The 23,483-nt window shown below is 68.0% G+C and carries 18 protein-coding genes; 11 read left to right on the top strand and 7 right to left on the bottom strand.

What is annotated here, in order from left to right; genetic code table 11:
• Window positions 1–23: 23 nt before the first annotated feature.
• Complete coding sequence (locus tag ACZ6DT_RS05260) at window positions 24–1,508, bottom strand: PucR family transcriptional regulator (protein ID WP_465590503.1); 1,485 nt, start codon at window positions 1,506–1,508, stop codon at window positions 24–26.
• Window positions 1,509–1,619: 111 nt separating this feature from the next.
• Between ACZ6DT_RS05260 and ACZ6DT_RS05255 the strand changes: the two genes are divergently transcribed.
• The 5 genes from ACZ6DT_RS05255 to ACZ6DT_RS05235 all read left to right on the top strand — a co-directional run bounded on the left by ACZ6DT_RS05255 (window position 1,620) and on the right by ACZ6DT_RS05235 (window position 8,770).
• Window positions 1,620–3,089, top strand: a complete 1,470-nt coding sequence (locus tag ACZ6DT_RS05255) for a sodium:solute symporter family protein (RefSeq protein ID WP_465588999.1) — start codon at window positions 1,620–1,622, stop codon at window positions 3,087–3,089.
• Window positions 3,090–3,232: 143 nt separating this feature from the next.
• Window positions 3,233–4,186, top strand: coding sequence for an agmatinase (speB, locus tag ACZ6DT_RS05250; protein ID WP_465588996.1), 954 nt, complete (start codon window positions 3,233–3,235; stop codon window positions 4,184–4,186).
• Window positions 4,183–5,832 carry a thiamine pyrophosphate-binding protein gene (locus tag ACZ6DT_RS05245; RefSeq protein WP_465588993.1) on the top strand — a complete coding sequence of 550 codons (1,650 nt, stop codon included), beginning with the start codon at window positions 4,183–4,185 and terminating at the stop codon, window positions 5,830–5,832. The genes speB and ACZ6DT_RS05245 overlap by 4 nt, the downstream gene beginning before the upstream one ends.
• Window positions 5,829–7,235, top strand: a complete 1,407-nt coding sequence (locus ACZ6DT_RS05240; RefSeq protein ID WP_465588990.1) for an aminobutyraldehyde dehydrogenase — start codon at window positions 5,829–5,831, stop codon at window positions 7,233–7,235. The genes ACZ6DT_RS05245 and ACZ6DT_RS05240 overlap by 4 nt, the downstream gene beginning before the upstream one ends.
• A gap of 80 nt (window positions 7,236–7,315) precedes the next feature.
• Window positions 7,316–8,770, top strand: coding sequence for a purine-cytosine permease family protein (locus ACZ6DT_RS05235; RefSeq protein WP_465588987.1), 1,455 nt, complete (start codon window positions 7,316–7,318; stop codon window positions 8,768–8,770).
• Window positions 8,771–9,440: 670 nt separating this feature from the next.
• Here ACZ6DT_RS05235 and dxs read toward each other — a convergent pair.
• A complete protein-coding gene (gene dxs / locus ACZ6DT_RS05230; RefSeq protein WP_465588984.1) occupies window positions 9,441–11,345 on the bottom strand; it encodes a 1-deoxy-D-xylulose-5-phosphate synthase in 1,905 nt (634 codons plus the stop codon).
• Window positions 11,346–11,562: 217 nt separating this feature from the next.
• On the opposite strand from dxs, the gene ACZ6DT_RS05225 reads away from it, so the two are divergent.
• The 4 genes from ACZ6DT_RS05225 to ACZ6DT_RS05210 all read left to right on the top strand — a co-directional run bounded on the left by ACZ6DT_RS05225 (window position 11,563) and on the right by ACZ6DT_RS05210 (window position 16,904).
• Window positions 11,563–13,047 carry an aldehyde dehydrogenase family protein gene (locus ACZ6DT_RS05225; protein WP_465588981.1) on the top strand — a complete coding sequence of 495 codons (1,485 nt, stop codon included), beginning with the start codon at window positions 11,563–11,565 and terminating at the stop codon, window positions 13,045–13,047.
• Between the two features lie 17 nt (window positions 13,048–13,064).
• The gene (locus ACZ6DT_RS05220) at window positions 13,065–14,576 is read left to right on the top strand and encodes an APC family permease (RefSeq protein ID WP_465588978.1); all 1,512 of its coding nucleotides are present in this window, start codon (window positions 13,065–13,067) and stop codon (window positions 14,574–14,576) included.
• A complete protein-coding gene (locus ACZ6DT_RS05215; RefSeq protein ID WP_465588975.1) occupies window positions 14,573–16,126 on the top strand; it encodes a GMC family oxidoreductase in 1,554 nt (517 codons plus the stop codon). Before ACZ6DT_RS05220 ends, ACZ6DT_RS05215 begins: the two co-directional genes overlap by 4 nt.
• A 235-nt stretch (window positions 16,127–16,361) precedes the next feature.
• The gene (locus ACZ6DT_RS05210; RefSeq protein WP_465588972.1) at window positions 16,362–16,904 is read left to right on the top strand and encodes a DUF1062 domain-containing protein; all 543 of its coding nucleotides are present in this window, start codon (window positions 16,362–16,364) and stop codon (window positions 16,902–16,904) included.
• Window positions 16,905–16,988: 84 nt separating this feature from the next.
• Here the strand turns inward: ACZ6DT_RS05210 and ACZ6DT_RS05205 are convergent, their stop codons facing one another.
• The 3 genes from ACZ6DT_RS05205 to ACZ6DT_RS05195 form a co-directional block, all read right to left on the bottom strand.
• On the bottom strand, window positions 16,989–17,345 hold the full coding sequence (locus ACZ6DT_RS05205) for a hypothetical protein (protein WP_465588969.1): 357 nt from the start codon (window positions 17,343–17,345) through the stop codon (window positions 16,989–16,991).
• A 117-nt stretch (window positions 17,346–17,462) separates the two neighbouring features.
• On the bottom strand, window positions 17,463–18,668 hold the full coding sequence (locus tag ACZ6DT_RS05200) for a class I SAM-dependent RNA methyltransferase (RefSeq protein ID WP_465588966.1): 1,206 nt from the start codon (window positions 18,666–18,668) through the stop codon (window positions 17,463–17,465).
• Window positions 18,665–20,740 (bottom strand): APC family permease, encoded by a 2,076-nt coding sequence (locus tag ACZ6DT_RS05195; protein ID WP_465588963.1) that lies wholly within the window; start codon window positions 20,738–20,740, stop codon window positions 18,665–18,667. Before ACZ6DT_RS05195 ends, ACZ6DT_RS05200 begins: the two co-directional genes overlap by 4 nt.
• Before the next feature lie 145 nt (window positions 20,741–20,885).
• Between ACZ6DT_RS05195 and ACZ6DT_RS05190 the strand changes: the two genes are divergently transcribed.
• Complete coding sequence (locus ACZ6DT_RS05190; protein WP_465588960.1) at window positions 20,886–21,551, top strand: potassium channel family protein; 666 nt, start codon at window positions 20,886–20,888, stop codon at window positions 21,549–21,551.
• Window positions 21,551–22,207 carry a potassium channel family protein gene (locus ACZ6DT_RS05185; RefSeq protein ID WP_465588957.1) on the top strand — a complete coding sequence of 219 codons (657 nt, stop codon included), beginning with the start codon at window positions 21,551–21,553 and terminating at the stop codon, window positions 22,205–22,207. The genes ACZ6DT_RS05190 and ACZ6DT_RS05185 overlap by 1 nt, the downstream gene beginning before the upstream one ends.
• A gap of 147 nt (window positions 22,208–22,354) precedes the next feature.
• Here the strand turns inward: ACZ6DT_RS05185 and ACZ6DT_RS05180 are convergent, their stop codons facing one another.
• Entirely contained in the window at window positions 22,355–23,083 is a 729-nt protein-coding gene (locus ACZ6DT_RS05180) for a DUF3159 domain-containing protein (RefSeq protein WP_465588954.1), read from the bottom strand.
• A gap of 9 nt (window positions 23,084–23,092) precedes the next feature.
• Window positions 23,093–23,473: an OB-fold nucleic acid binding domain-containing protein gene (locus tag ACZ6DT_RS05175; RefSeq protein WP_465588951.1), complete on the bottom strand. Its 381-nt coding sequence runs from the start codon at window positions 23,471–23,473 to the stop codon at window positions 23,093–23,095.
• Window positions 23,474–23,483: the final 10 nt, after the last annotated feature.

The raw sequence follows: 23,483 nt of genomic DNA, 5'->3' as shown, positions 1-23,483 counted from the left end.
GTAAGCGGCGGTGACCGTTCGCCTCACCCCCACCTCAACGCGAACCACAGCCGCATCCGGATCTCCGGATCCGCGAGGTCCACCCCCAGCGCCCGTTCGATCTGCCCGATCCGGTGCCGGACGCTGTTGCGGTGCACGCCGAGTTCGGCGGCCGTCCGGTCCCAGCCGCCGTGGTGCGCGAGCCAGGTCCGCAGCGTGTCGACCAGTTCGCGGTCGCCCTTCCGATCGAGTTCGCGCAGCGGCGCCAGCGCTTGGGCGGCGAATCCGGCCGCCGCGTCCGGAGCGATCAGCGCGTCCAGCCCGAGCCCGGACGCCTCCGCCACCACCGGCCGTTCCAGCGCGGCGGCCCGCCGCAGCAGCAACTCCACTTCGGCGCCCGCCTCGGGAAGCCGGTCGGGCGGGACGGGCGAACCCACGACCGCGAGCCAGCCGTCGGCACGGAGCCGGTCGAGGTCGCCGATCTCCGGCGCCTCCCGGACGATCGCGGTGAAGCGTGGCCCGGGCAGCAGTCGCACGAGCGGGGTGTCGAGCCGGGCGCGCAGCCAGTCGTAGCGCGCGGCGACCTCGGTCGGCCCTCGGCGGTAGGCGATCCCGGCGACCAGGCGGCGTTCGTCCCCGCCGACCACGTCGGTCTCGCCCAGCAGCAACGCCGTGGCGGTGGCACCCAGTCCGGCCGCGTCCGAACCCGCGCGGCCGGCCAGCCCGAGCAGCGCCGCCCCGACCGACAGGATCGAGCGGTCCGCGCCGTCGAACCGCTCGACGCGGCCGACCACGACCAGATGTGACGCCGTCGCCTGCGGGTACACCGGTTGCGCGACGACGTGCGTGCCGTCGGCCAGTTCCGTCGTCGCGCTGCGGATCCCCCTGCCCGCCCGCAGCGTGGTGACCAGTTCCCTGACCTCGTCCGGCAGCGGGGACGGCGCGCGGTGGACGGCGGCGAGGACGTCGCCGGCACCGACCAGCGCCACCCAGGCCCGCAGTCGTCCGGCCAGCGCGCTCGCGAGTTCGCCGAGCCCGTCGCCCGCCGCCCTGGTCAATGCCTCACGCGCGGCCGCGATCCGCCGCTGTTCCCGCTGCCCCGCTTCGGCGAGCGCGACCGACACCGCCCGGCTGATCGCGAGAAACGGCGTCCGCGGCTGCACGACGAGCAGCGGCAGCCCGTGCCGCGCGCACGACGACCGCAGCGCGGCCGGCAGGGTCTCGTGGGTGCCCGGCGTCAGCCCGAAGCCGAGCGCGGAGATCCCGCTGCCGGCCAGCCGCCGGACGTAGCGGTCGACCTCGGACGGCTCCACCGGCAGGTTCACCCCGGCGGTGAGCAGCAGTTCCGCCCCGAGCAGGTACGGCGCGGGGTCCCGGAGCTCGCTGACATGCGCCCAGCGCACCGGCGCGTCGAGCGCGCCCGGCCGCAGGGTCTCCACGACCGGGTCGAGTGCCAGTTCCGGGTTGCCGACCACGGCGCGTAACGGGACATTCACATCAGAGTCGAACGGATTGCGGCTTGGGGTCATTTCGTCCTCGATGTTCAATGACTTCGGACGGATCATCCCATGTCGTTCCAAGAGCGAACGAACCTACGGTGGCCCGAACGAAGCGAACCGCCCCGAGGCAAGGAGGACACCGTGGCCGGTGACTACGCGGTGATCGCGCTCTACATAGCGGGCATGATCGGGGTCGGCTGGTTCGGCCTGCGGCTGGCCAAGACCAAATCCGACTACCTCGTCGCGGGCCGCCGCCTGGGCTGGTTCATGTACTCGGGCACGATGTCGGCGGTCGTCCTCGGCGGCGCTTCGACGGTCGGCGGCGTGAAGCTCGGCTACACCTACGGCATCTCCGGCGCCTGGCTCGTGATCGCGATCGGCGTCGGCATCCTGGTCCTGCACACGCTGTTCGCGCGGCGGCTGGTGAAGCTGCGCGTCTACACCGTCGGCGAGATGCTCGACCTGCGCTACGGCGGCTCCACGAGCGCCATCTCCGGCGTCGTCATGTGGGGCTACACGCTGATGCTGACCGTCACCTCGACGCTGGCGTTCGCCACCATCTTCAAGGTTCTGTTCACCGTGCCGAGCTGGGTCGGGATCGCCATCGGCGGGTCGATCGTGGTGCTCTACTCGGTGCTCGGCGGCATGTGGTCGATCACGCTGACCGACATCGTCCAGTTCGTCATCAAGACCATCGGCATCCTCTTCATCCTGCTGCCGGTCTCGATCGTCTCGGCGGGCGGCTTCGACGGGATGGCCGCGCGGCTGGACGAGAGCTACTTCGAACTCACCGCCATCGGCGGCGACACGATCTTCACCTACTTCCTCATCTACAGCTTCGGCCTGCTGATCGGCCAGGACATCTGGCAGCGTGTGTTCACCGCGAGGACGCCGGGCATCGCCACCGGTGGCGGCGTCATCTCCGGTGTCTACTGCCTGGTTTACGGCCTCGCCGGCGCGTTGATCGGCACCGCGGCCAAGACGCTGTACCCGACGCTGGCCAGCGCGCAGGACGCCTTCGCGACCATCGTCGAGCAGCAACTGCCCGCCGGGATCCGCGGCCTGGTGCTCGCGGCGGCGTTGTCGGCGATGATGTCGACCGCCAGCGGTGCGCTCATCGCCTGCTCCACGGTCAGCACCTCGGACCTGCTTTCCAAGCTGGGCCTCAAGAAAGCCGTCAACGAGGTCGGCAGGAACCGCGTCACCACACTGGTCCTCGGTGTCGTCGCGATCGGCATCGCGATGGTCGTGGACGACGTCGTCAACGCGCTGACCATCGCCTACGACATCCTCGTCGGCGGTCTGCTGGTCGCGATCATCGGCGGGCTGGCCTGGAAACGCGGCACGCGTCAGGGCGCGCTCGCGTCGATGGTCGTCGGTACCGTCGTGGTCGTCACGTTCATGTTCGTCGACGGCGTCGAGGCCAACAGCCCGATCTACTGGGGCCTCGGCTCCAGTCTGGCGGTGTACCTGGTGGTCAGCTTCCTCACCCCGCGTACTTCCGACGAGATCCTCACCGTGTGGACCCGCCGGCTGAACGGCAGCGCGGTCGCCGAAGAAGAAGAGGCGAAAGCGAAACTCGATGAGGCCAAGGCGACGAAGGTTCCTTGATCTTTTGAGGTCGCGTGTCTTGGCCGACAGGCCCCGCTGTCGCGATGGCAGGGCGCCCTACCACCCAACCACCAGTTGACCGCGAAAGTCGCGTCCTGGCAGCGCGATAGCGGTCGCGCGATAAAGAATGAAGGAGACCCGCAGTGAGTGACACCGCCCCGATCGGCCCCGTCGACTCGTCCAAGGTGCCCCGGTTCGCCGGTTTCGCGACCTTCGCGAGGCTGCCGCGGATCGATCAGGTCGAGCGTGCCGATGTCGCCGTCGTCGGCGTGCCGTTCGACGCCGGGGTGTCCTACCGTCCCGGCGCGCGGTTCGGCCCCGCCGCGCTCCGTGAGGCCAGCAGGCTCCTTCGCCCGTATCACCCGGAACTCGACGTCTCGCCGTTCGCCGAAACGCAGGTGGTCGACGCAGGGGACATCGCGCTCAACCCGTTCGACATCGGCGAGGCGATCGAGACCTTGCAGGACGAGGCCGAGGCGCTGACCGCGAACGGGACGCGGCTGGTGACCATCGGCGGCGACCACACGATCGCGCTGCCGCTGCTGCGGGCGGCGGCGAAGAAGCACGGACCGGTGGCGCTGCTGCACTTCGACGCGCACCTCGACACCTGGGACACCTACTTCGGCGAGCCGTACACCCACGGCACCCCGTTCCGGCGGGCGTCCGAGGAAGGCATCCTCGACACCGAAGCGCTGTCCCACGTCGGCACGCGCGGCCCGCTGTACGGCAAGCGGGATCTGGAAGAGGACCGCCGCCTCGGATTCGGCATCGTCACCTCCGGCGACGTCATGCGCCGCGGGGTCGCCGAGACCGTCGACGCGCTGCGCCAGCGCATCGGCGGCCGCCCGCTCTATATCTCCGTCGACATCGACGTGCTCGACCCCGCGCACGCGCCGGGCACCGGCACCCCCGAAGCGGGTGGCATGACCAGCCGTGAACTGCTGGAGATCCTGCGCGGGCTGCGGGACTGCAACCTCGTCGGCGCGGATGTGGTGGAGCTGGCCCCGGCTTACGATCACGCCGAGATCACCGCCATCGCGGCCTCCCACGTCGCCTACGACCTGGTGAGCCTGCTCAGCCTGGGAAAGAGCGAATGACACAACGGATAGGCGGCGACGTCGTCGTCGAAACCCTCCGCGCGCTCGGCGCCGACACCGTGTTCGGCCTGCCCGGCCAGCACGCGCTCGGCCTGTTCGAAGCACTGCGGCGCACGGACGACCTGCGCGTGATCGGCTCGCGGGTGGAGAACAACCTGGCGTTCGCGGCCGACGGGCACGCCCGTGCCCGGCTCTCGGCGGACCCCGAAGGCCCGGTCCCGGTGACCCCGATGATCGTGTCGACCGGCCCCGGCGCGCTGCTGACTTTGGCTTCACTGCAGGAATCCCGGGCGGCGTCGGTGCCGGTGCTCGGCATCTCCAGCCAGATCCCGGTCGCCGGTCTCGGCGGTGGACGGCACGGGTACCTGCACGAACTGCCCGATCAGCAGGCCAGTTTCCGTGACGTCGTGAAGTCGGTGCACGTCGTACGCACCGTCAGCCAGATCCCGACGGCGCTGCGTGCGGCCTGGGAATCGGCCGCGACCGCGCCGTACGGCCCGGTGTGGGTCGAGATCCCGCAGGACATCCTGCTGGCGCCGACGGAGCTGCCGCGGATCGCGTCGGTGACGGCACGGCCCGCACCGCTGGAGCCGTTGCCGGAGCTCGTCACCGAGGCCGCGAATCTCCTTGGCGCGGCGAAGAATCCGGTGATCCTGGCCGGTGGTGGCGCGCTGCGCTCGGGCGCACGGGCGGAACTGAAGGCGCTCGCGGAGGCACTGCGCGCGCCGGTGCTGTCGACCTTCGGTGGCAAGGGCGTCTTCGGCTGGGATCACGAGCTTTCCGGGCAATCGTGGATCGAAGACTGGCACAGCACCGAATTCCTCTCGGCCGCGGACGTGCTGCTGGTCTTGGGTTCCGGGCTCGGCGAACTGTCCAGCAACTACCGCGAGTTCGCCCCGCGCGGCCGGATGATCCAGGTCGAAGCCGATCTCGGGAAGCTGGAGTCGAATTACCCGGCGCTGGGTATCCACGCCGACGTCCGCCTTGTCCTGCAAGGACTTCTGGAGCAAGTGCCGTTCCGCCGGTCCGACGGTGCCGCCGAAGCCGCGGTGGCGGATCTGCTGGCCAAGGTGCGCGAACGCCTCGACGCCCAGCCCCTCGATGCCGAGCGCAAGCTGATCGAAGACATCCGCGCGGCGGTGCCCGAGGGCACACAGACGTTCTGGGACATGACGATCGCCGCCTACTGGGCGTGGTCGGCGTGGAATCCCGAGGGCGCCCCGATGCACACCGCGCAGGGCGCGGGCGGGCTCGGCTACGGCCTGCCCGGCGCGCTCGGCGGCGCGGCGGCGACCGGCGGCCCGGTGCTCGCGGTGTCCGGCGACGGCGGCGCGATGTACGGGATCGCGGAACTGGCCACGGCCGTCCAGCACGGACTCGACGTCACGTGGCTGGTCATCGACGACGGTGGTTACGGCATCCTGCGCGAATATCTGACCGGCGTTTTCGGCCGGTCCACCGCCACCGAACTCGCACGGCCGGATTTCGCGGCGCTCGCGAGGTCTTTCGACGTCCACGCGAACGTGTCCTCTTTGGACACCATCGAGAAGGACCTCGCCGACGCGCTGAGCACCCCCGGTCCGTCGGTGGTCGTCCTCCCCGCTCTGCTGAAGATGTTCGAGCCGACCCACCTGGAGAAGGAATGACTCAGGTCCTCAATTTCGTCGACGGCGCCGAGATACCGGCGTCGGGCTCGCGGACACTCGACCTGGTGGATCCCACCACCGGTGAGGTCTTCGGCACCAGTGTCCTGTCTGAGCGGTCCGAGGTGGACGCCGCACTGGCCGCCGCCGAGCGGGCGTTCGAGGTGTGGCGCAAGAGCACGCCCGCCCAGCGCCAGCTCGCGCTGCTGAAGATCGCAGACGCGGTCGAGGCCCGTGCAGAGGAGTTCGCCGACCTGGAGATCCGTGAGACCGGCAAGATCCGGTCCGTGGTGCTCGACGAGGAGATCCCGGAGTGCGTCAGCGCGCTGCGGTTCTTCGCCGGTGCCGCACGGCAGCTCGAAGGCACCGCGTCCGGGGAATACCTGCCGGGGCACTCTTCGGCGATCCGGCGTGAACCGGTCGGCGTCTGCGCGCAGATCGCGCCGTGGAACTACCCGCTGATGATGGGCGTCTGGAAGATCGCCCCGGCGCTGGCCGCCGGGAACACCGTCGTGTTGAAGCCCGCCGAGACCACGCCGTCGACGGCCGTGCTGCTGGCGAAGGTCGCCGCGGAGTTCCTGCCGCGGGGCGCGTTCAACGTGCTGTGCGGCGACCGCGACACCGGCCGCGCGCTGGTGAAACACCCGATCACCGAGCTCGTGTCGATCACCGGGTCGACCCGCGCGGGCATCGACGTCGCCACCGTCGCGGCCGCCGACCTCAAACGCACGCACCTGGAACTCGGTGGGAACGCGCCGCTGCTGGTCTTCGGTGACGTGAACCTCACCGAGGCGGCGGAAGGCATCGTCGGCGCGGCGTTCTACAACGCCGGCCAGGACTGCACCGCGGGCAGCCGGGTGCTGGTGGACGCGGCGATCCACGACGAGTTCGTCGCGGAACTGACCAAGGCCGCCGCCGCGCAGGCACCCGGCCGGGACTTCGGCCCGCTCAACAGCGAGGCGCAGTTCCGCCGGGTGCGCGGTCTCGTCGAACGGCTACCGTCGCACGCCCGCGTGGAGACCGGCGGCGTCCCCGCCGGTGACCGCGGGTTCTTCTTCTCCCCCACCGTGATCTCGGGCCTGAAGCAGGACGACGAGATCGTGCGGGAGGAGATCTTCGGCCCGGTGATCACCATTCAGTCCTTTGTGGACGAAGACGAGGCGGTGCGCCTTGCCAACGGCGTCCCCTATGGGCTGGCGTCGTCGATCTGGACCAATGACCTGGCACGCGCGACCCGCGTTTCGGGTGAACTCGACTTCGGCTGCGTCTGGGTCAACACCCACGGGCCGCTGGTCTCGGAAATGCCCCATGGCGGCTTCGGGCACTCGGGCCACGGGAAGGACCTCTCGTCCTACTCCTTCGCCGAGTACACCCGCGTCAAGCACGTCATGACCCGCTTCGCCTGACCGCGTTTCGTCCTCTGAACGCGGTACTTGCGTGTGCAAGGACCGCATTCAGAGGACGAAACGCGCACTTGGAGGTCCCCATGGGTGACAAGGTCACCGTAGTCGAGCAGCACGGCATCGCGCCGATCCCGCCCGAGGAGCAGACGTCGCGGCCCCGCGACCTGTTCCGGATGGCGTTCGGCGGCGCGAACACCTTCGCCACCATCATCCTCGGGACGCTCCCGATCGCCTTCGGCCTGAGTTTCCGGGCCGCGGTGGCGGCCACCGTCGCGGGCGTGGTCGTCGGCGCGCTCGTGCTCTCGCCGATGTCGTTGTTCGGCCCGCTCACCCGGACCAACAACGCCGTCTCCTCGGGCGCGCACTTCGGCGTCGTCGGCCGCTGTGTCGGTTCCTTCCTCTCCCTGCTGACGGCGATCACGTTCTTCGCCATCTCGGTCTGGGTGAGCGGCGACGCCGTCGCCGGTGCCGCGCAACGGCTTTTCGGCTTCGACGGCGGCGAAGTGCTCCGCGGCGTCGCGTACGGCGTCATCGCGATCGCGACGCTGGTGGTGTGCATCTACGGCTACCGGTTCATGCTGCTGGTGAACCGGGTCGCCGTCGTACTGGGCACGGCGATCATGCTGCTCGGGATCGTGGCCTACGGCGGCACCTTCGACCCGGGTTTCGCCGGCACCGGCGCCTACGCCCTCGGCGACTTCTGGCCGACCTGGATCCTGGCCGCGCTCACCACTATGGCGAACCCGATCTCGTTCGGCGCCTTCCTCGGCGACTGGACACGCTACATCCCCGCGCGCCACAGCCGCCGTTCCCTGCTGGCCGCGCCGTTCCTGGCGCAGGTGGCGACCCTGCTGCCGTTCGGGTTCGGCATCGCCACCGCGACACTGGTCGCGGATCCGGCCGACTACATCACCGGCCTGACCGCGATCTCCCCGCTCTGGTACGCCATCCCGCTGATCGTGGTCGCGCTGATCGGCGGGCTGTCCACCGGCACGACTTCGCTCTACGGGACCGGGCTGGACTTCAGTTCGATCTTCGTGAAGCTGAGCCGGGTACAGGCGACGCTGTTGATCGGCTCGCTCAGTGTCGTGTTCATCTTCGTCGGCAACTTCGTGCTGGACATGGTCTCGAGCATCAACGCCTTCGCCACCCTGATCGTGCTGTGCACCTCGCCGTGGATGGTGATCATGATGATCGGTTTCGTGCTGCGGCGCGGGTTCTACGACCCGGACGACCTCCAGGTGTTCAACCAGGGCCGCAAGGGCGGCCGCTACTGGTTCACCCGCGGCGTGAACTGGCGCGCGATGGCCGCGTGGATCCCGGCGACGACGCTGGGTCTGCTGACCGCCAACACCCCGATGATCGCCGGGCCGTTCAAGGACATCGCGGGCGGCGTCGACGTCAGCATGGTGGTGACCCTGTGCACGGCGGCGATCGCGTATCCCGTGCTGGTGAAGCTCTTTCCCGAACCGCGGGAGGTCTACGCGTACGCGGAGCCCGTCGCCACCCCTGTGGTCGCGATCGCCCAGGAGGCCTAGCGCGCCCCTGGCTTCTTGTGAGTGGCTCGGTCCGTGAAGGCCTCCTTGAGGGACTCTGGGTCCCTTAAGGAGGCCTTCACGGACCCCTTGAGCGTTTCCTCGGGCGGGTCACGAGACCCATCGCGTTTCGCCGCTCAGGTCGTCTGAAGTACATGAAGGCCCCTTTCCTTGCGTCTAGCGCAGGGCCCCGGCAAAGTCGCATAGCCGCTGGTCGAGTGGGTGTTGCGGTGACAGAGGCGGGCTCGTCACAGTCGCCTGACATCTTTCTCGACTGTCCACATAGGACGCATCCAGGGCTACGGTGCCCGATTTGGGCGTTTTTCGACCAGGTCGTGAGTGAAAAAGAGGGTTCTAGCCCTAAATTTCACTCACGACCCAGTCGAAAAACGTACATAAATGCATCAAATGGACGTTCAGCGGCCGGATAATGTCCTTTGTGGACACTTGACGCTCAAGGCACCCTGTCATCCGCTCTCGTCGGAAGTCCAGTTCGGATCACCGAAAGCGCCACCGACCAGCGGCTATGCGACTTTGCCGGGGCCCTGCGTCTAGCGCAAGGAAGGGGGCCTTCATGTACTGAGGGGACGCCCTGACCACTTACATCGCCCAGGAGGCCTCGGGCACCGGCTCGGCGCCCGACGGAAGGCGTAGCGCGCTTTCATAGCGCTTGTCAGCGGTGCGTGTCCTCCGGCGCCGGCGTCCGGCTCGCCAGGTTCGCGGACCACTCGGTGACCCGCCGCGCGACGTCCTGCGCGGTGAGCCCGATCCGGGCCAGTACCTCTTCGCGCGAACCGTGGTCGTGGAACACCTGTGGCACCGCGAGGTCCCGCAGCGGCACGTCGCATTCGGCGTCGCGGAAGAGCGCGGCCAGCGCGGAGCCGAAACCGCCGTGCCGTCCGCTGTCCTCGACGGTCACGACGAGCTTGTGCCGCTCGGCCAGCGCCACCAGTTCAGCGGGCGCCGGGACGACCCAGCGCGGGTCCACCACGGTCACGCCGATGCCCTGATCGGCCAGCCGGTCCGCGGCGGCGAGCCCGAGCATCGCGAACGCGCCCACGGCGACCAGCAGGACGTCGGCGTCGCCGTCGGGTTCGCGCAGGACGTCCACCGTGCCGACGCGTTCGACGGCGGGGACGGAGTCGATCACGCCGCCCTTGGAGAACCGCAGCGCCGTCGGCCCGTCCTCGACCGCGACGGCCTCCCGCAGCTCCTCACGCAGCGTGCCGGCGTCGCGCGGCGCGGCGACCCGCATGCCCGGCACCATGCCGAGCAGTGAGAGGTCCCACATGCCGTGGTGACTCGGCCCGTCCGGCCCGGTGATACCCGCCCGGTCCAGCACCAGCGTCACCGGCTGCCGGTGCAGCGCGACGTCCATCAGGACCTGGTCGAACGCCCGGTTCAGGAAGGTCGAGTAGACCGCGACGACGGGGTGTTTGCCGCCCATCGCGAGCCCGGCGGCCGAAGTCACCGCGTGCTGCTCGGCGATACCGACGTCGTACCAGCGATCGGGATATGCCTCGGCGAACTTGTGCAGCCCGGTCGAACGCAGCATGGCCGCGGTGATCGCGACGACGTCCTCGCGGTCGGCGCCGATCTTCACCAGCTCGTCGGCGAAGACGCCGGTCCAGCTCGGGCCCTTGACCGGCGGCAGGCCGGTTTCCGGGTCGATCGGATCGGTCTGATGCATCTGGTCGGCCTGGTTGCTCACCGCGGGCTCGTAGCCGTGGCCCTTTTCGGTGACCACGTGCACGATGACCGCGCCGCCGAAGTCGCGCGCGCTCTGGAACGCCTTCTCCAGCGCCGCCAGATCGTGCCCGTCGACCGGGCCGAGGTACTTCAGGCCGAGGTCGGAGAACATCATCTGCGGGCTCAGCGCGTCCTTGATCCCCGCCTTCGCCGCGTGCAGCGCCGCGTAGATCGGCTTGCCGAGGACGGGGGTGTGCCGAAGCAATTCCTTGCCGCGGTCCAGGACGCGCTCGTAGCCCGGCTTGAGCCGCAACGACGCGAGGTGGTCGGCCACGCCGCCGATGGTCGGCGAGTACGAGCGGCCGTTGTCGTTGATGACGATGACGACGGGGCGGCGCGGGTTCGCGGCGATGTTGTTGAGCGCCTCCCAGCACATGCCACCGGTCAGCGCGCCGTCCCCGACGACGGCGATCGCGTGCCTGCCGCCCCCGCCCAGCTCGAACGCCTTCGCCAGACCGTCCACATAGGACAGCGCGGTCGACGCGTGGCTGTTCTCGACGAAGTCGTGCTCGCTCTCGCAGCGCGCCGGGTAGCCGGTGAGGCCGCCGAGCTGGCGCAGCTTGCCGAAGCCGTCATGACGGCCGGTGACGATCTTGTGCACATACGCCTGGTGACCGACGTCCCACACGATGGCATCGCTCGGCGAGTCGAAGACCCGGTGCAGCGCCATCGTCAGCTCGACCACACCCAGGTTCGGGCCGAGGTGACCACCGGCGAGCCGCACCTTTTCGACGAGGAAGTCCCGGATCTCCGCGGCCAGCTCGCCGAGCTGTTCCGGGTTCATCCGCTTCAAGTCGGCCGGTCCGTGCACGGACTCGAGCAACGTCACTCTCCCACCTCGCCTGGTTCCTCTTCCGCCGTTCCGACCAGTCTACGGAGACTCCCTGAGAGTCTTCCGTCCGCCGCGTCACGGGTCACATGTCAGAAAATCACCACTCGCCACCCGACGGTGTGAACATGGTCTCTTTTGCCAAGTAGCGGTCACGTCGGGTGGCCGTGATAATCGCTGATCGACGGTTGAGCAGGAGCCGGTTGCGGAGGGCTTGATGGCGGACTTTTTCATCGGTGGCGAATGGGTCGACGCGGTCGGCGGTGGTCGCCGGGAGATCCGCTGCCCCGCGGACGGATCGCTGGTCGCGGAAGTCGCCGAAGGCACCCGTGAAGACACCGAAGCGGCCATCGCCGCCGCGAGGAAGGCGTTCGACACCGGCCCGTGGCCGGGCACGCCCGCTCCCCAGCGCGGTGACCTGCTGTTGAAGGCCGCCGACCTGCTCGATCGCGACGCCTCGGCCTTCGCCCGCGCCGAGTCGCTCGACACCGGGAAACGGCTGGTCGAGAGCGAGTACGACATGGCCGACATCGCCGCGTGCCTGCGTTACTTCGGCAAGCTCGCCGCCAACGACGCAGGCCGCGTGGTCGACACCGGCAACCCGGACGCGTTCAGCCGGATCGTGCACGAGCCGGTCGGCGTCTGCGGGCTGATCACGCCGTGGAACTACCCGCTCCTGCAGACCATCTGGAAGGTCGCCCCCGCGCTCGCGGCGGGCAACACGTTCGTCCTCAAGCCCAGCGAGCTGACCCCGCACACCTCGATCCTGCTGATGAAGCTGCTGACCGAGGCCGGGCTGCCCGGCGGCGTCGCGAACCTCGTGCTCGGCGCCGGCGCGCAGGCCGGGGCACCGCTGTCCGAGCATCCCGACGTCGATCTCGTGTCGTTCACCGGCGGCCTCGCGACCGGCAAGATCATCGCCGCCTCGGCAGCGGGCACCATCAAGAAGGTCGCGCTGGAACTGGGCGGCAAGAACCCGAACGTCGTCTTCGCCGACTCGGACTTCGACACCGCCGTCGACTACGCGCTGACCGCGGTGTTCCTGCACTCCGGGCAGGTCTGCTCGGCGGGCGCGCGGCTGATCGTCCAGGAGGAGTGGCACGAGAAGTTCGTCGACGAACTCGTCCGGCGCGCCGAATTGATCCGACTGGGTGGACCTTTCGACCCGAAGGCTGAAACCGGTCCGTTGATCTCGGCCGCCCATGTGGAAAAGATCGAACGCTACGTCGCCGCGGCGCTGGCAGAGGGCGCCGTGCTGCGTACCGGTGGCAAACGCCCCGACGATCGCGAGCTCGCGAAGGGGCACTATTACCTGCCGACCATCCTCGACAACGTGAAGCAGGGCAGCAGCTCCGTCGTCGACGAATCGTTCGGCCCGGTGCTCACCGTCGAGACCTTCACCGACGAGGACGACGCCGTCCGCATCGCCAACGACACGCACTACGGCCTCGCGGGCGCGGTGTTCACCTCGGACGCCTCCCGCGCGCAGCGGGTCGCGAACCGGCTGCGGCACGGCACGATCTGGATCAACGACTTCCACCCGTATCTGCCGCAGGCGGAATGGGGCGGCTACAAGCAGTCCGGTTTCGGGCGTGAGCTCGGCCCGACCGGACTCGCCGAGTACACGGAGGCGAAGCACATTTATCAGAATCTTCGGCCCGCACCACAGCGCTGGTTCTCCGGGGAGCCCGCGTCCAACTGAAGAGGGGAAAATTGCCGATGAGCAATCCTTCCGATGACGGCCTCGCCGGTTTCGGCTACAAACAGGAACTCGAAAGAACGCTCGGCAATTTCCACACCTTCGCCGCCGGGATCAGCTACATCTCGATCCTGACGGGCACCTTCCAGTTGTTCTACTTCGGCTTCAGCTTCGGCGGGCCGGCGTACTGGTGGTCGTGGCCGATGGTGTTCGTCGGCCAGCTGATGGTGGCGCTGTCGTTCGCCGAACTGGCCGCGCACTATCCGGTCGCCGGTTCGATCTACAACTGGTCGAAACGGCTCGGCAGCCCGCACGTCGCCTGGATGGCCGGGTGGATGATGCTGACCGCCTCGATCGTCAGCATCGCCGCGGTCGCGCTGGCCTACCAGATCACGCTCCCGCAGATCTCGTCGTTCTTCTCCTTCTCCGGCGACGGCGCGGTGAACGCGGTCATCCTCGGCACCGTCCTGATCCTGTTCACCACGCTGGTGAACGCCTGGGGCGTCAAACTGATGGCGCGGATCAACAGCGCCGGGGTGTTCATCGAACTGATCGCCGCGGTCCTGCTGATCGTCGCGCTCGCGGTCAACATCACGCGAGGCCCCGAGGTCGTCATGCAGACCAACGACACCGGCGCCGACCAGCCGTGGGGGTACTTCGGGGCGTTCCTGGTCGCCTCGCTCGCGTCGACCTACGTCATGTACGGCTTCGACACCGCCAGCTCGCTCGGCGAGGAATCCCACGACCCGCGCAAGAACGCGCCCAAGGCGATCCTGCGCGCGCTGATCGCGTCGTTCGTCATCGGCGGGCTGATCCTCATCCTCGCGCTGATGGCCGTGGGCGACATCAACGACCCGCGGATCGCGACCGGCGGGCTCCAGTTCATCGTGCTCGACGTCCTCGGCAGCACGATCGGCACGATCTTCCTGCTGGCGGTCGTCATCGCGATCACCGTGTGCAACCTGGCCGTGCAGTCGGCGGCGATCCGGATGATGTTCGCGATGGGCCGCGACAACAACCTTCCCGCCGGCAAGCATCTGGCCCGGGTGTCGCCTAAGACGAAGACGCCCGTGATCCCCGCGATCGTGTCCGGGGTGATCGCGGTGCTGATCCTGGTGGTCAACGTCGGCCAGCCGCAGATCTTCACGGTGATCACCAGTATCGGCATCATCATGATCTACCTGGCATACCTGCTGGTCACCGTTCCGATGCTGGTCAAACGCCTGCGCGGGCAATGGCCTCCGCTGAAGGGGAAAGGCACCAAGTACTTCTCGCTCGGCAAACTGGGGCTGCCGGTCAACATCCTCGGCGTGCTGTGGGGCGGTGCGATCGTGGTGAACCTGGCCTGGCCGCGGCGCGAGGTCTACAACGCGACCGAGCCGTATCACTGGTACCTCGAATGGGGGGCCGTGCTGTTCGTCGGCGCGGTGGCCGCCGTCGGTTTCGCGTACTACTGGTTCGTCCTGCGGCACAAGAGCGGCGTCCTGGCCGATCACGCCGCGGAAGCACTTCCCGAGGAGGCAGCACAGTGACCGGAGAGTTCGACTACATCGTCGTCGGCGGCGGGACGGCGGGTTCGGTGGTCGCGGCGAGACTCTCGGAAGATCCGGACGTCACCGTGGCGCTGCTGGAGGCCGGACCGTCCGATGTGGACGATCCGGCGGTGCTGGAACTGACGAAGTGGATGGCGCTGCTCGAATCCGGCTACGACTGGGACTACCTGGTCGAACCGCAGGAGTCCGGCAACTCCTTCCTGCGCCACGCCCGCGCGCGGGTGCTCGGCGGCTGCTCGTCGCACAACTCGTGCATCGCCTTCTGGGCGCCGGCGGAAGACCTCGACGAGTGGTCGTCGCTCGGCCTGTCCGGCTGGTCGGCCAAGGACATCTTCCCGCTGTACAAACGTCTCGAGACCAACGACGGGCCCGGCGACCACCACGGCCGCTCCGGTCCGGTGACCATCCGCTCGGTGCCGCCGAACGACCCGACCGGCGTCGCGCTGCTGCAGGCCTGTGCGCAGGCGGGCATCCCGAGGACGGAGTTCAACTCGGGCAAGACCGTGACGCACGGGGCGAACTGGTTCCAGATCAACGCGCGCGAAGACGGCACGCGGTCGTCCGCCTCCGTGTCGTACCTGCACCCGATCATCGGCGAGCGGCCGAATCTGGAGATCATCACCGGTGCCCGCGTCCGGCGGCTGCTGTTCGACGGCAAACGCTGCACCGGCGCGGAATACCTGGCCGACGACCTGATCCACGGTGTCCCGTTGCGGGCGAGGCGCGAGGTCATCCTGTCTTCGGGCGCGATCGACACCCCGAAACTCCTGATGCTTTCGGGAATCGGTCCCGCCGAGCATCTGCGTGAGGTCGGGGTGGAGGTGCTGGTGGACTCCCCCGGCGTCGGCGAGAACCTCCAGGATCACCCGGAGGGGGTCATCCAGTGGGACGCGCTGCAGCCGATGACCACCGAATCCACGCAATGGTGGGAAATCGGCATCTTCACCACCACGGAGGAGGGGCTCGACCGGCCGGATTTGATGTTCCACTACGGCTCGGTGCCGTTCGACATGAACACCCTCCGGCAGGGATATCCCACCACGGAGAACGGCTTCTGCCTGACACCGAACGTCACCCGGTCACGGTCGACCGGCACCGTGCGGCTGCGCAGCCGGGACTACCGGGACAAGCCGAAGGTGGACCCGCGCTACTTCACCGACGAGCACGACATGCGCGTGATGACCTTCGGCATCAAACTGGCGCGCAAGATCGCCGAACAACCCGCGCTGGACGAATGGGCGGGCACGGAACTGGCGCCCGGCAAGGACGTCAAGACCGACGACGAGATCGCCGACTACCTGCGCAAGACGCACAACACGGTCTATCACCCTTCGTGCACCGCGAAAATGGGTGGTGACGGGGATCCGATGGCCGTACTGGACGCGCGGCTGCGCGTCCGGGGTGTGGAAGGTCTGCGCGTCGCGGACGGTTCGGCCATGCCATTCCTGGTCGCGGTCAACCCGTGCATCACGACGATGGCCATCGGGGAGAAGTGCGCGGACATGCTGAAGGAGGACGCGCGCTCCTGAAGCTTGCTTGAATGAGGCCCCCTGGTTTCGGCCAGGGGGCCTTCGCTTTGCCCTGGAAAACCAGTGGAGCGACCTCTTCTGGGCCATTACCGTGCTGCCGGACCACGTCGTCGAGCCCGAGGACCTGCCGTTGTACACCCTGTGAGACCTCCCGAGCGCTGATTTCGTCGCGTGTCGCGCCTTGGCGCCGCGCTTCTTTTTGCTGCGGACTTCTCACTGGAACGGGTGTATTCCTGTGCTCGAAAACTGGGTGGTCGTACCCACCTGCCTCCCTCTCGTCCTCCGCCGTTGCCACGCTTGCGCGTCCGGACGCTTCCGGGCGAACGGCAAATTCCGCGTCAACGCCAACCACAAACTCATCGACGCCTGGCTCCTCGCGCGCTGCACCGGATGCGGGGACACCGCGAAGCTCACGATCCTGGAGCGGGTGAACGTGCGCTCCGTACGTCCTGAACTGTTGAACCGGCTGCACGAGAACGATCCCGATCTGGCGTTCGAACTGCTCCAAGATCCGGTCGTGCGGCGCCGTAACCGCGTCGCCCTCGACTGGGACAACGCCTGGCGTCTCGAAACCGGTTCCACGTGCCACGGGGACTCGGTCGACGTCGCGGTTCGCTTCGCGGCGCGGATCCCGGTCCGGCCGGTGCGGCTGATCGCCGAGGGTTGCGGCCTTTCACGGGCCGAGGTCGAGAGACTCATCGACGAAGGCAAGGTGCTTTCGGCCGTGCGGTTGCACGGAAAGGTTTCCGGCGACTTCACCTTCGCGCTGAAACGCTGAGTCCGGGGTGTCGTGAGTGGTGAGGACCCTCAGCACTCACGATCACCTGCACCGAGCCACCCGGCCACTTTTCTTCCGAGAGAGTCAGATGGAAACGACGGCCGGGGTGCCCCGATCACCGTTCATCTGCTGCAGCGCCCACGCCTGCCCGAATTCCGCCAGCGCGGGACCCGCCCAGTAGGCGGGAATACTGATTCCCTTCCACAGCGGCATCTTCGGCCCGTTCAGGGTGCCGTGGCCGACCTGCACCTGGACCGCACCCTCCACCCAGGTGAAGACGAAATGCGCATACATGAACATCCACGCTTGTCTGCCCAGCAGATCGCGCGCGAGCACCGGCCCCTCGGATGGGTACGGCGCCGTGTAGATCACTTGCTTCCGGCCGTTGCGGTAGCTGATTTCCTCCGCCGTGACACCGGGAGGAAGTATCGACGGTTCCATGATGCGAACTTGAGTTCCCTTATCGTTTTCGGAATTTGAAACTCAAGTTAGCGAGCACTTCGACACCTGGACAAGCCGAACGAAGCCGATCCATTCCGACGGATTACAGCTTCCGAATTATTGCAGCAACGCAACGCATTCGACGTGGTGCGTCATCGGGAAAGCGTCGAAAGCGCGCAGGTCCACCAGCCCGTATCCGTGCTCCGCGAACAGCGCGATGTCGCGAGCCAAGGCGGCGGGGTCGCACGCCACGTAGACGATCCGATCGGGTGAGCCTTCCACAATGGACTCGACGACGGCCTTGCCCGCCCCCTTGCGAGGCGGGTCGAGGACGACGACGTCGACCGGTTTCGGGGCGTCGGCCAGCAGGTGCTCGACGCGGCCGGAGCGCCAGCGGACCTGCGGGAGGTCGGCGAGGTTCTCCTCGCCGTCGGCGACGGCGCGGCGGCCGGATTCGATGGCGAGCACGCGGCCGCGCGGGCCGGCCTGCTCGGCGAGCACCGACGCGAAGAGGCCGACGCCGGCGTACAGGTCCCATGCCACGCCGTCGCGCGGAGCCTCGGCCCATTCCGCGACGACGGCGGCGAGCGTGTCGGCGGCGGCCGGGTGGACCTGCCAGAAGCCGTGGGCGTCGAGGCGCCAGTCACGGCCGGCGGCGTGCTGTACGGCGAGGCCGCCCGCCAACTGCCGCGACTTGGTCTTTCCGTGGACCGTCGACAGGTCGCGGACGTGCACGTGCCCCTCGCCGTCCTTGGTGACCTCGATTTCGCTGCCGGGCCGCCAGTTCCGCGACACGACGTCGTCGAGCGCGCCGGGGACGGTGATCGGGCAGCCGTCGACGGCGATCACACGGTGACTGTGGTGCGCCCGGAAGCCCGCTTTGCCGTCCTTGCCTGCGACGAGCCGGACGCGGCTGCGCCAGTCCAGCGGTCCACCGTCGAGCGCTTCGACGACGATGGCGCGCTCGATCCCGGCCAGCCTCTTCAGCTGTTCCGCGACGACCGCGGCCTTGAGTTCACGCTGGTGACCGGGAGCGGCGTGCTGCCAGTCGCAACCACCACATCCCCCCGGCGCGGCGAGCGGGCACGGCGGCTCCACCCGTTCCGGGGATGCCTCCAGTACCTCGATCGCGTCGGCACGGCAGAACGACCCGCCCTTGTCCTCGGTGACCGAGGCCAGGACACGCTCGCCGGGCAGCGCGTGCCGCACGAACACGACCCGTCCCTCCGCCCGCGCGACGCAGTGCCCGCCGTGCGCGACCGCGCCGACCTCCAGCTCGATCGTTCGCCCGAGCCAGGTGCCGGTCGACGCGTCCACACTCATTCTGCTTCGTCCTTCTGCTTTTCAGGTTGTTCGACCACCGGGGGGAATCCACGCGGCGCGTCATTTTTTTCGGGTTGTTTGAGCACCGGGGAGAATCCACGCCGCACGTCGCCTGCCGCCGGACGTGCCTTCCGGTCGCGTTTGATCGCCTTTTCCGACGATTCGAGCTGCCACGGCACGCTCGTCACCATGACACCGGGCTGGAACAGGAGCCGCCCCTTGAGCCGCAGCGCGCTCTGGTTGTGCAGGACCTGCTCCCACCAGTGCCCGACCACGTATTCGGGGATGAACACGGTCACCACGTTGCGCGGATTGTCGCCGCGGACGCGCTTCACATAGTCCAGCACGGGCTTGGTGATCTCGCGGTACGGCGATTCGATCACTTTCAGCGGCACCTTGAAACTGTGGTCGCCCCAATCCTGGACGAGTTTGCGCGTCTCGGCGTCATCGACGTTCACCGTGACCGCTTCGAGGACGTCCGGCCGCACGGCCTTGGCGTAGGAAAGCGCGCGCAGGGTCGGCAGGTGCAGCTTCGAAATCAGCACGATCGCGTGGTTGCGCGAAGGCAGTACGACCGGTTTGCGGTCCATCTCGCGCAATTCCTCGGCGACCCGGTCGTAATGCCTGCGGATCGCGGTCATCAGGATGTAGATCGCCACCATCGCCGCGATCGCGATCCAGGCGCCGAGCAGGAACTTGGTGACCAGCACGATGACCAGCACCGTGCCGGTCATGGTGAGGCCGATCGCGTTGACCGTCTGCGAACGCCGCATCCGCCGCCGCACCGCCGGATCGGTTTCCCTCGCCAACAACCGGTTCCAGTGCCGGATCATGCCCGCTTGGCTGATCGTGAAGGAGACGAACACGCCCACGATGTAGAGCTGGATGAGCTTCGTGACCTCCGCGTCGAACGCGATGATCAGCACCAGCGCGAACGCCGAGAGGAACAGGATGCCGTTGGAGAAGGCCAGCCGGTCACCCCGGGTGTGCAGCTGACGTGGCAGGTAACGGTCCTGGGCGAGGATCGAGCCGAGTACCGGGAAGCCGTTGAACGCGGTGTTCGCGGCCAGCAGCAGGATGATGCCGGTGGCGAAGGAGATGTAGTAGAACGCGGGGGTGAAGTCGGCGAACACCGCCTGCGCGATCTGCGCGACGATCGTCTTCTGCTCGTAGCCCGCCGGGGTGCCGGTGAGCTGCGTTTCCGGGTGCTCGGCGAATTTGACGTCGGTGATGATCGCCAGCGTGATGATGCCGACCAGCATCGTCACCGCGAGCACGCCCATCATCAGCAGTGTGGTCGCCGCGTTCTTCGATTTCGGCTTCTGGAACGCCGGGACACCGTTGCTGATCGCCTCGACCCCGGTCAGCGCCGCCGCGCCGGAGGAGAACGTGCGCAACAACAGGAAGAAGAAGGCGAACCCGGTCAAAGAGGCTTCTTCGTGCAATTGGAAATCCGCGCTCTCGGCCCGCATGTCGGCGCCGGAGGCCGCCTCGATCAGGCCCCAGATCACCATGCCGAGAATACCGAGGATGAACCCGTAGACCGGAATGGCGAACGTTTTGCCCGATTCGCGTACTCCGCGCAGGTTCAACGCGGTCAGCACGACCACGATGACGACCGCGACGATCACCTTGTGCTGTGCGACCCACGGCACGGCCGAGCCGATGTTCGCCACCCCGGACGACGTCGACACCGCCACCGTGAGCACGTAATCGACCAGCAACGCACTGGCCACGGTGAGCCCGAATTTGCCGCCGAGGTTGGTGTTGGCGACTTCGTAGTCACCGCCGCCGCTGGGATAGGCGTGCACGTTCTGCCGGTAGGAGGCGACCACGACCAGCATGACGACCGCGACGGCGACCCCGATCCAGGGCGCGAAGGCGTACGCGGACAACCCGGCGACGCTGAGGGTCAGAAAGATTTCCTCAGGCGCGTAGGCGACGCTCGACAACGCGTCGGACGCGAAAATCGGCAGCGCGATGCGCTTCGGCAGGAGCGTATGCGAGAGGCGGTCACTCCGGAATGGGCGTCCGAGGACGAGGCGCTTCAATACGGTCGGGAACTTCGACACCGCAGAAGCGTAGCTGCGGCGCGCAGCGGCTCCGTTGAGGGTGGCGGTGGGGAGGAAGGTTGGAAGGTGCTCACGGTAGGTTCGGCGCTGGTGTGTCTGGGTACCTGCGGACGGGTGAAACGTCCGCGAACTAAGGAGGCAGGGCGTGCACGTGGTGATCATGGGATGCGGCCGGGTCGGCGCATCCCTGGCCGCGGCGCTGGAGCGGCTGGGGCACGACGTCGCCGTCATCGACAAGAGCAGGCAGGCGTTCCGGCGGCTCGGGAGTGATTTCCACGGTCAGCAGGTGGTCGGCGTCGGCTTCGACCGGCAGGTGCTGATCGAGGCCGGGATCGAACGCGCGGGGGCCTTCGCGGCGGTGTCCAGCGGCGACAACTCCAACATCATCTCGGCGCGCGTGGCCAGGGAGAACTTCGGCATCGACAAGGTCGTCGCCAGGATCTACGACCACAAGCGCGCGGCGGTCTACGAACGGCTCGGCATCCCGACCGTGGCGACCGTGCCGTGGACGACCGACCGGTTCCTGCGCACCCTGCTTCCCGACGGTGTCGCCTCCGAGTGGCGAGATCCTTCGGGCAGCGTCGCGCTCCTGCAACTCCCGTTGCACGAGGGATGGGTCGGGCGCAGCGTGCGCGAACTGCAGGACACCACCGGCGCGCGGGTCGCGTTCATGATGCGGTTCGGCACCGCCGTGCTGCCCGACACCAAGGCCGTGATCCAGGCCGACGACGTCGTGTACGTCGCCGCGAAATCGGGCACTGTCAGCGACGTGACCACCGTCGCCGCTCGCGAACCGGAAGAGGAGAACTGATGCGGGTCGCGATTGCCGGGGCCGGCGCGGTGGGCCGGTCGATCGCCGCGGAGCTGATCGATGGGCGGCATCAGGTGATGCTCATCGAACGTGAGGCCGACCAGTTCGAGCCGCACACCGTGGAGCAGGCGGATTGGGTGCTGGGCGACGCGTGCGAGGTGTCGATCCTGGAGGAGTCCGGGATCGAGGAGTGCGACGTCGTGATCGCCGCGACCGGCGACGACAAGGCGAACCTGGTGGTGTCGCTGCTGGCGAAGACCGAGTTCGCGGTGCGCCGGGTGGTGGCCCGGGTGAACAACCCGGCCAACGAATGGCTGTTCAACGACGCCTGGGGCGTCGATGTCGCCGTGTCGACCCCGCGGATGCTCGCGGCGATGGTCGAGGAGGCGGTGAGCGTCGGCGACCTGGTGCGGCTGATGACGTTCCGGCAGAGCCAGGCGAACCTCGTCGAACTCACCCTCCCGGAGGAGACGCCGCTGGCGGGCAAGTCGGTCAGCGAGATCAACCTGCCGCGTGACGCGGCGCTGGTGACGATTCTGCGCGGGGACCGGGTGATCGTGCCGCAGCCGGAGGATCCGCTCGAGCCGGGTGACGAGCTGCTGTTCGTCGCGACTTCCGACGTGGAGCCGGAGATCCGGACCGCTCTGGGGTACTAGAAGCGGGGGTACTAGAAGCGGGGGTACTAGAAGCGGGGGTACTGAACGGTCCTTTCACGCTTCCTCAAATGCTAGGAACGGTCCTTTCCTTGCGAAATTCGCAAGGAAAGGACCGTTCCTAGCATGGGGGGCTTGACAGGCGCGGGGCTAGTTCTCCACCCCGGGCGCCTGGGCGTACTTCTCGCGCAAGCGAGCCTCGACCTCGGCGTCGGTCTCTTCCTTCGGGGCCTCTTCGGCCTGCGCCTTGAGGTGCTTGTCCGACCGCCGCACCGCCCACACGACGGTGAGCAGGCCGAGCGCGTACAGCGGGTATCCCATCGCGATCTTCGCGAAGGCCAGCCAGCCGGTGTAGTCCTCGTCGTACAGCCAGCGCTGCACGACGAACCGGGCGCCGAAGATGAGCGCCATGGCGCCGGTCGCGATCGAATAGGCGATCAGCGACTTCTTGTCCTTGCGCCAGGCGTGGCCGCTGCCGTTGAGCGCGTTCCACACCACCCCGGCCAGCGGCCAGCGGACGACGATCGACAGCACGAAGACACCGAAGTAGACCAGGCTCGTCCAGATGCCGAACAGGAAGAAGCCCTTGGCCGAACCGGTCCGGTAGGCGATGAACGCCGCGATCGCCACCCCGAAGAATCCGGAGATGGCGGGCTGGAGTGGTTCCTTGCGCACGATCCGCAGCACGGTGATGGCCACCGCGCTGCCCACGGCGGCCCAGATCCCCACCGTGAGCCCGAAGATCGCGTTCGCGATCACGAACACGATGACCGGCAGCGAGGAATAGAACAGTCCTGACAGCCCGCCCATCTGTTCCAACAGGGTGGGCTGGGGCTTCTTGTCGTCGGTCTTCTGCTCGCCGCCGGCGGGTTCAGTCACGATGCGGGATCAACTCACAGGGCTCTGAAGTTCGTAATAGGGGTTGTAAAGCACCTTCTGACCATCACGTTCGGCCATCCGGCCGCGCACCTTGATGGTTCGCCCGGGTTCGATTCCGGGGATCCGGCGGCGTCCGAGCCAGATTAGCGTCACACCCTGGGTGCCGTCGAACAGCTCGGCCTGGAGCGTCGCCGCCTCGTTGGTCGGGCAGAGCTCCACGCTGCGGAGCCGCCCGAGCACCGTGACCTCTTGACCCGACCGGCAGTCACAGGCGCGCTGCGCTCCGCCGGCTTCGGATTTTTGGGACAGATCGTCGGCGTCGAGATCGTCGACGTCGCTGGTCAGCTTACGGACCAGCCGGCTGAAGTAGCCGCCGTCTTTGGCGGACATAACGGTGCTC

It is taken from the genome of Amycolatopsis sp. NPDC041971 (assembly GCF_055588925.1).
This window is presented reverse-complemented; position numbering and strand designations above follow the sequence as displayed.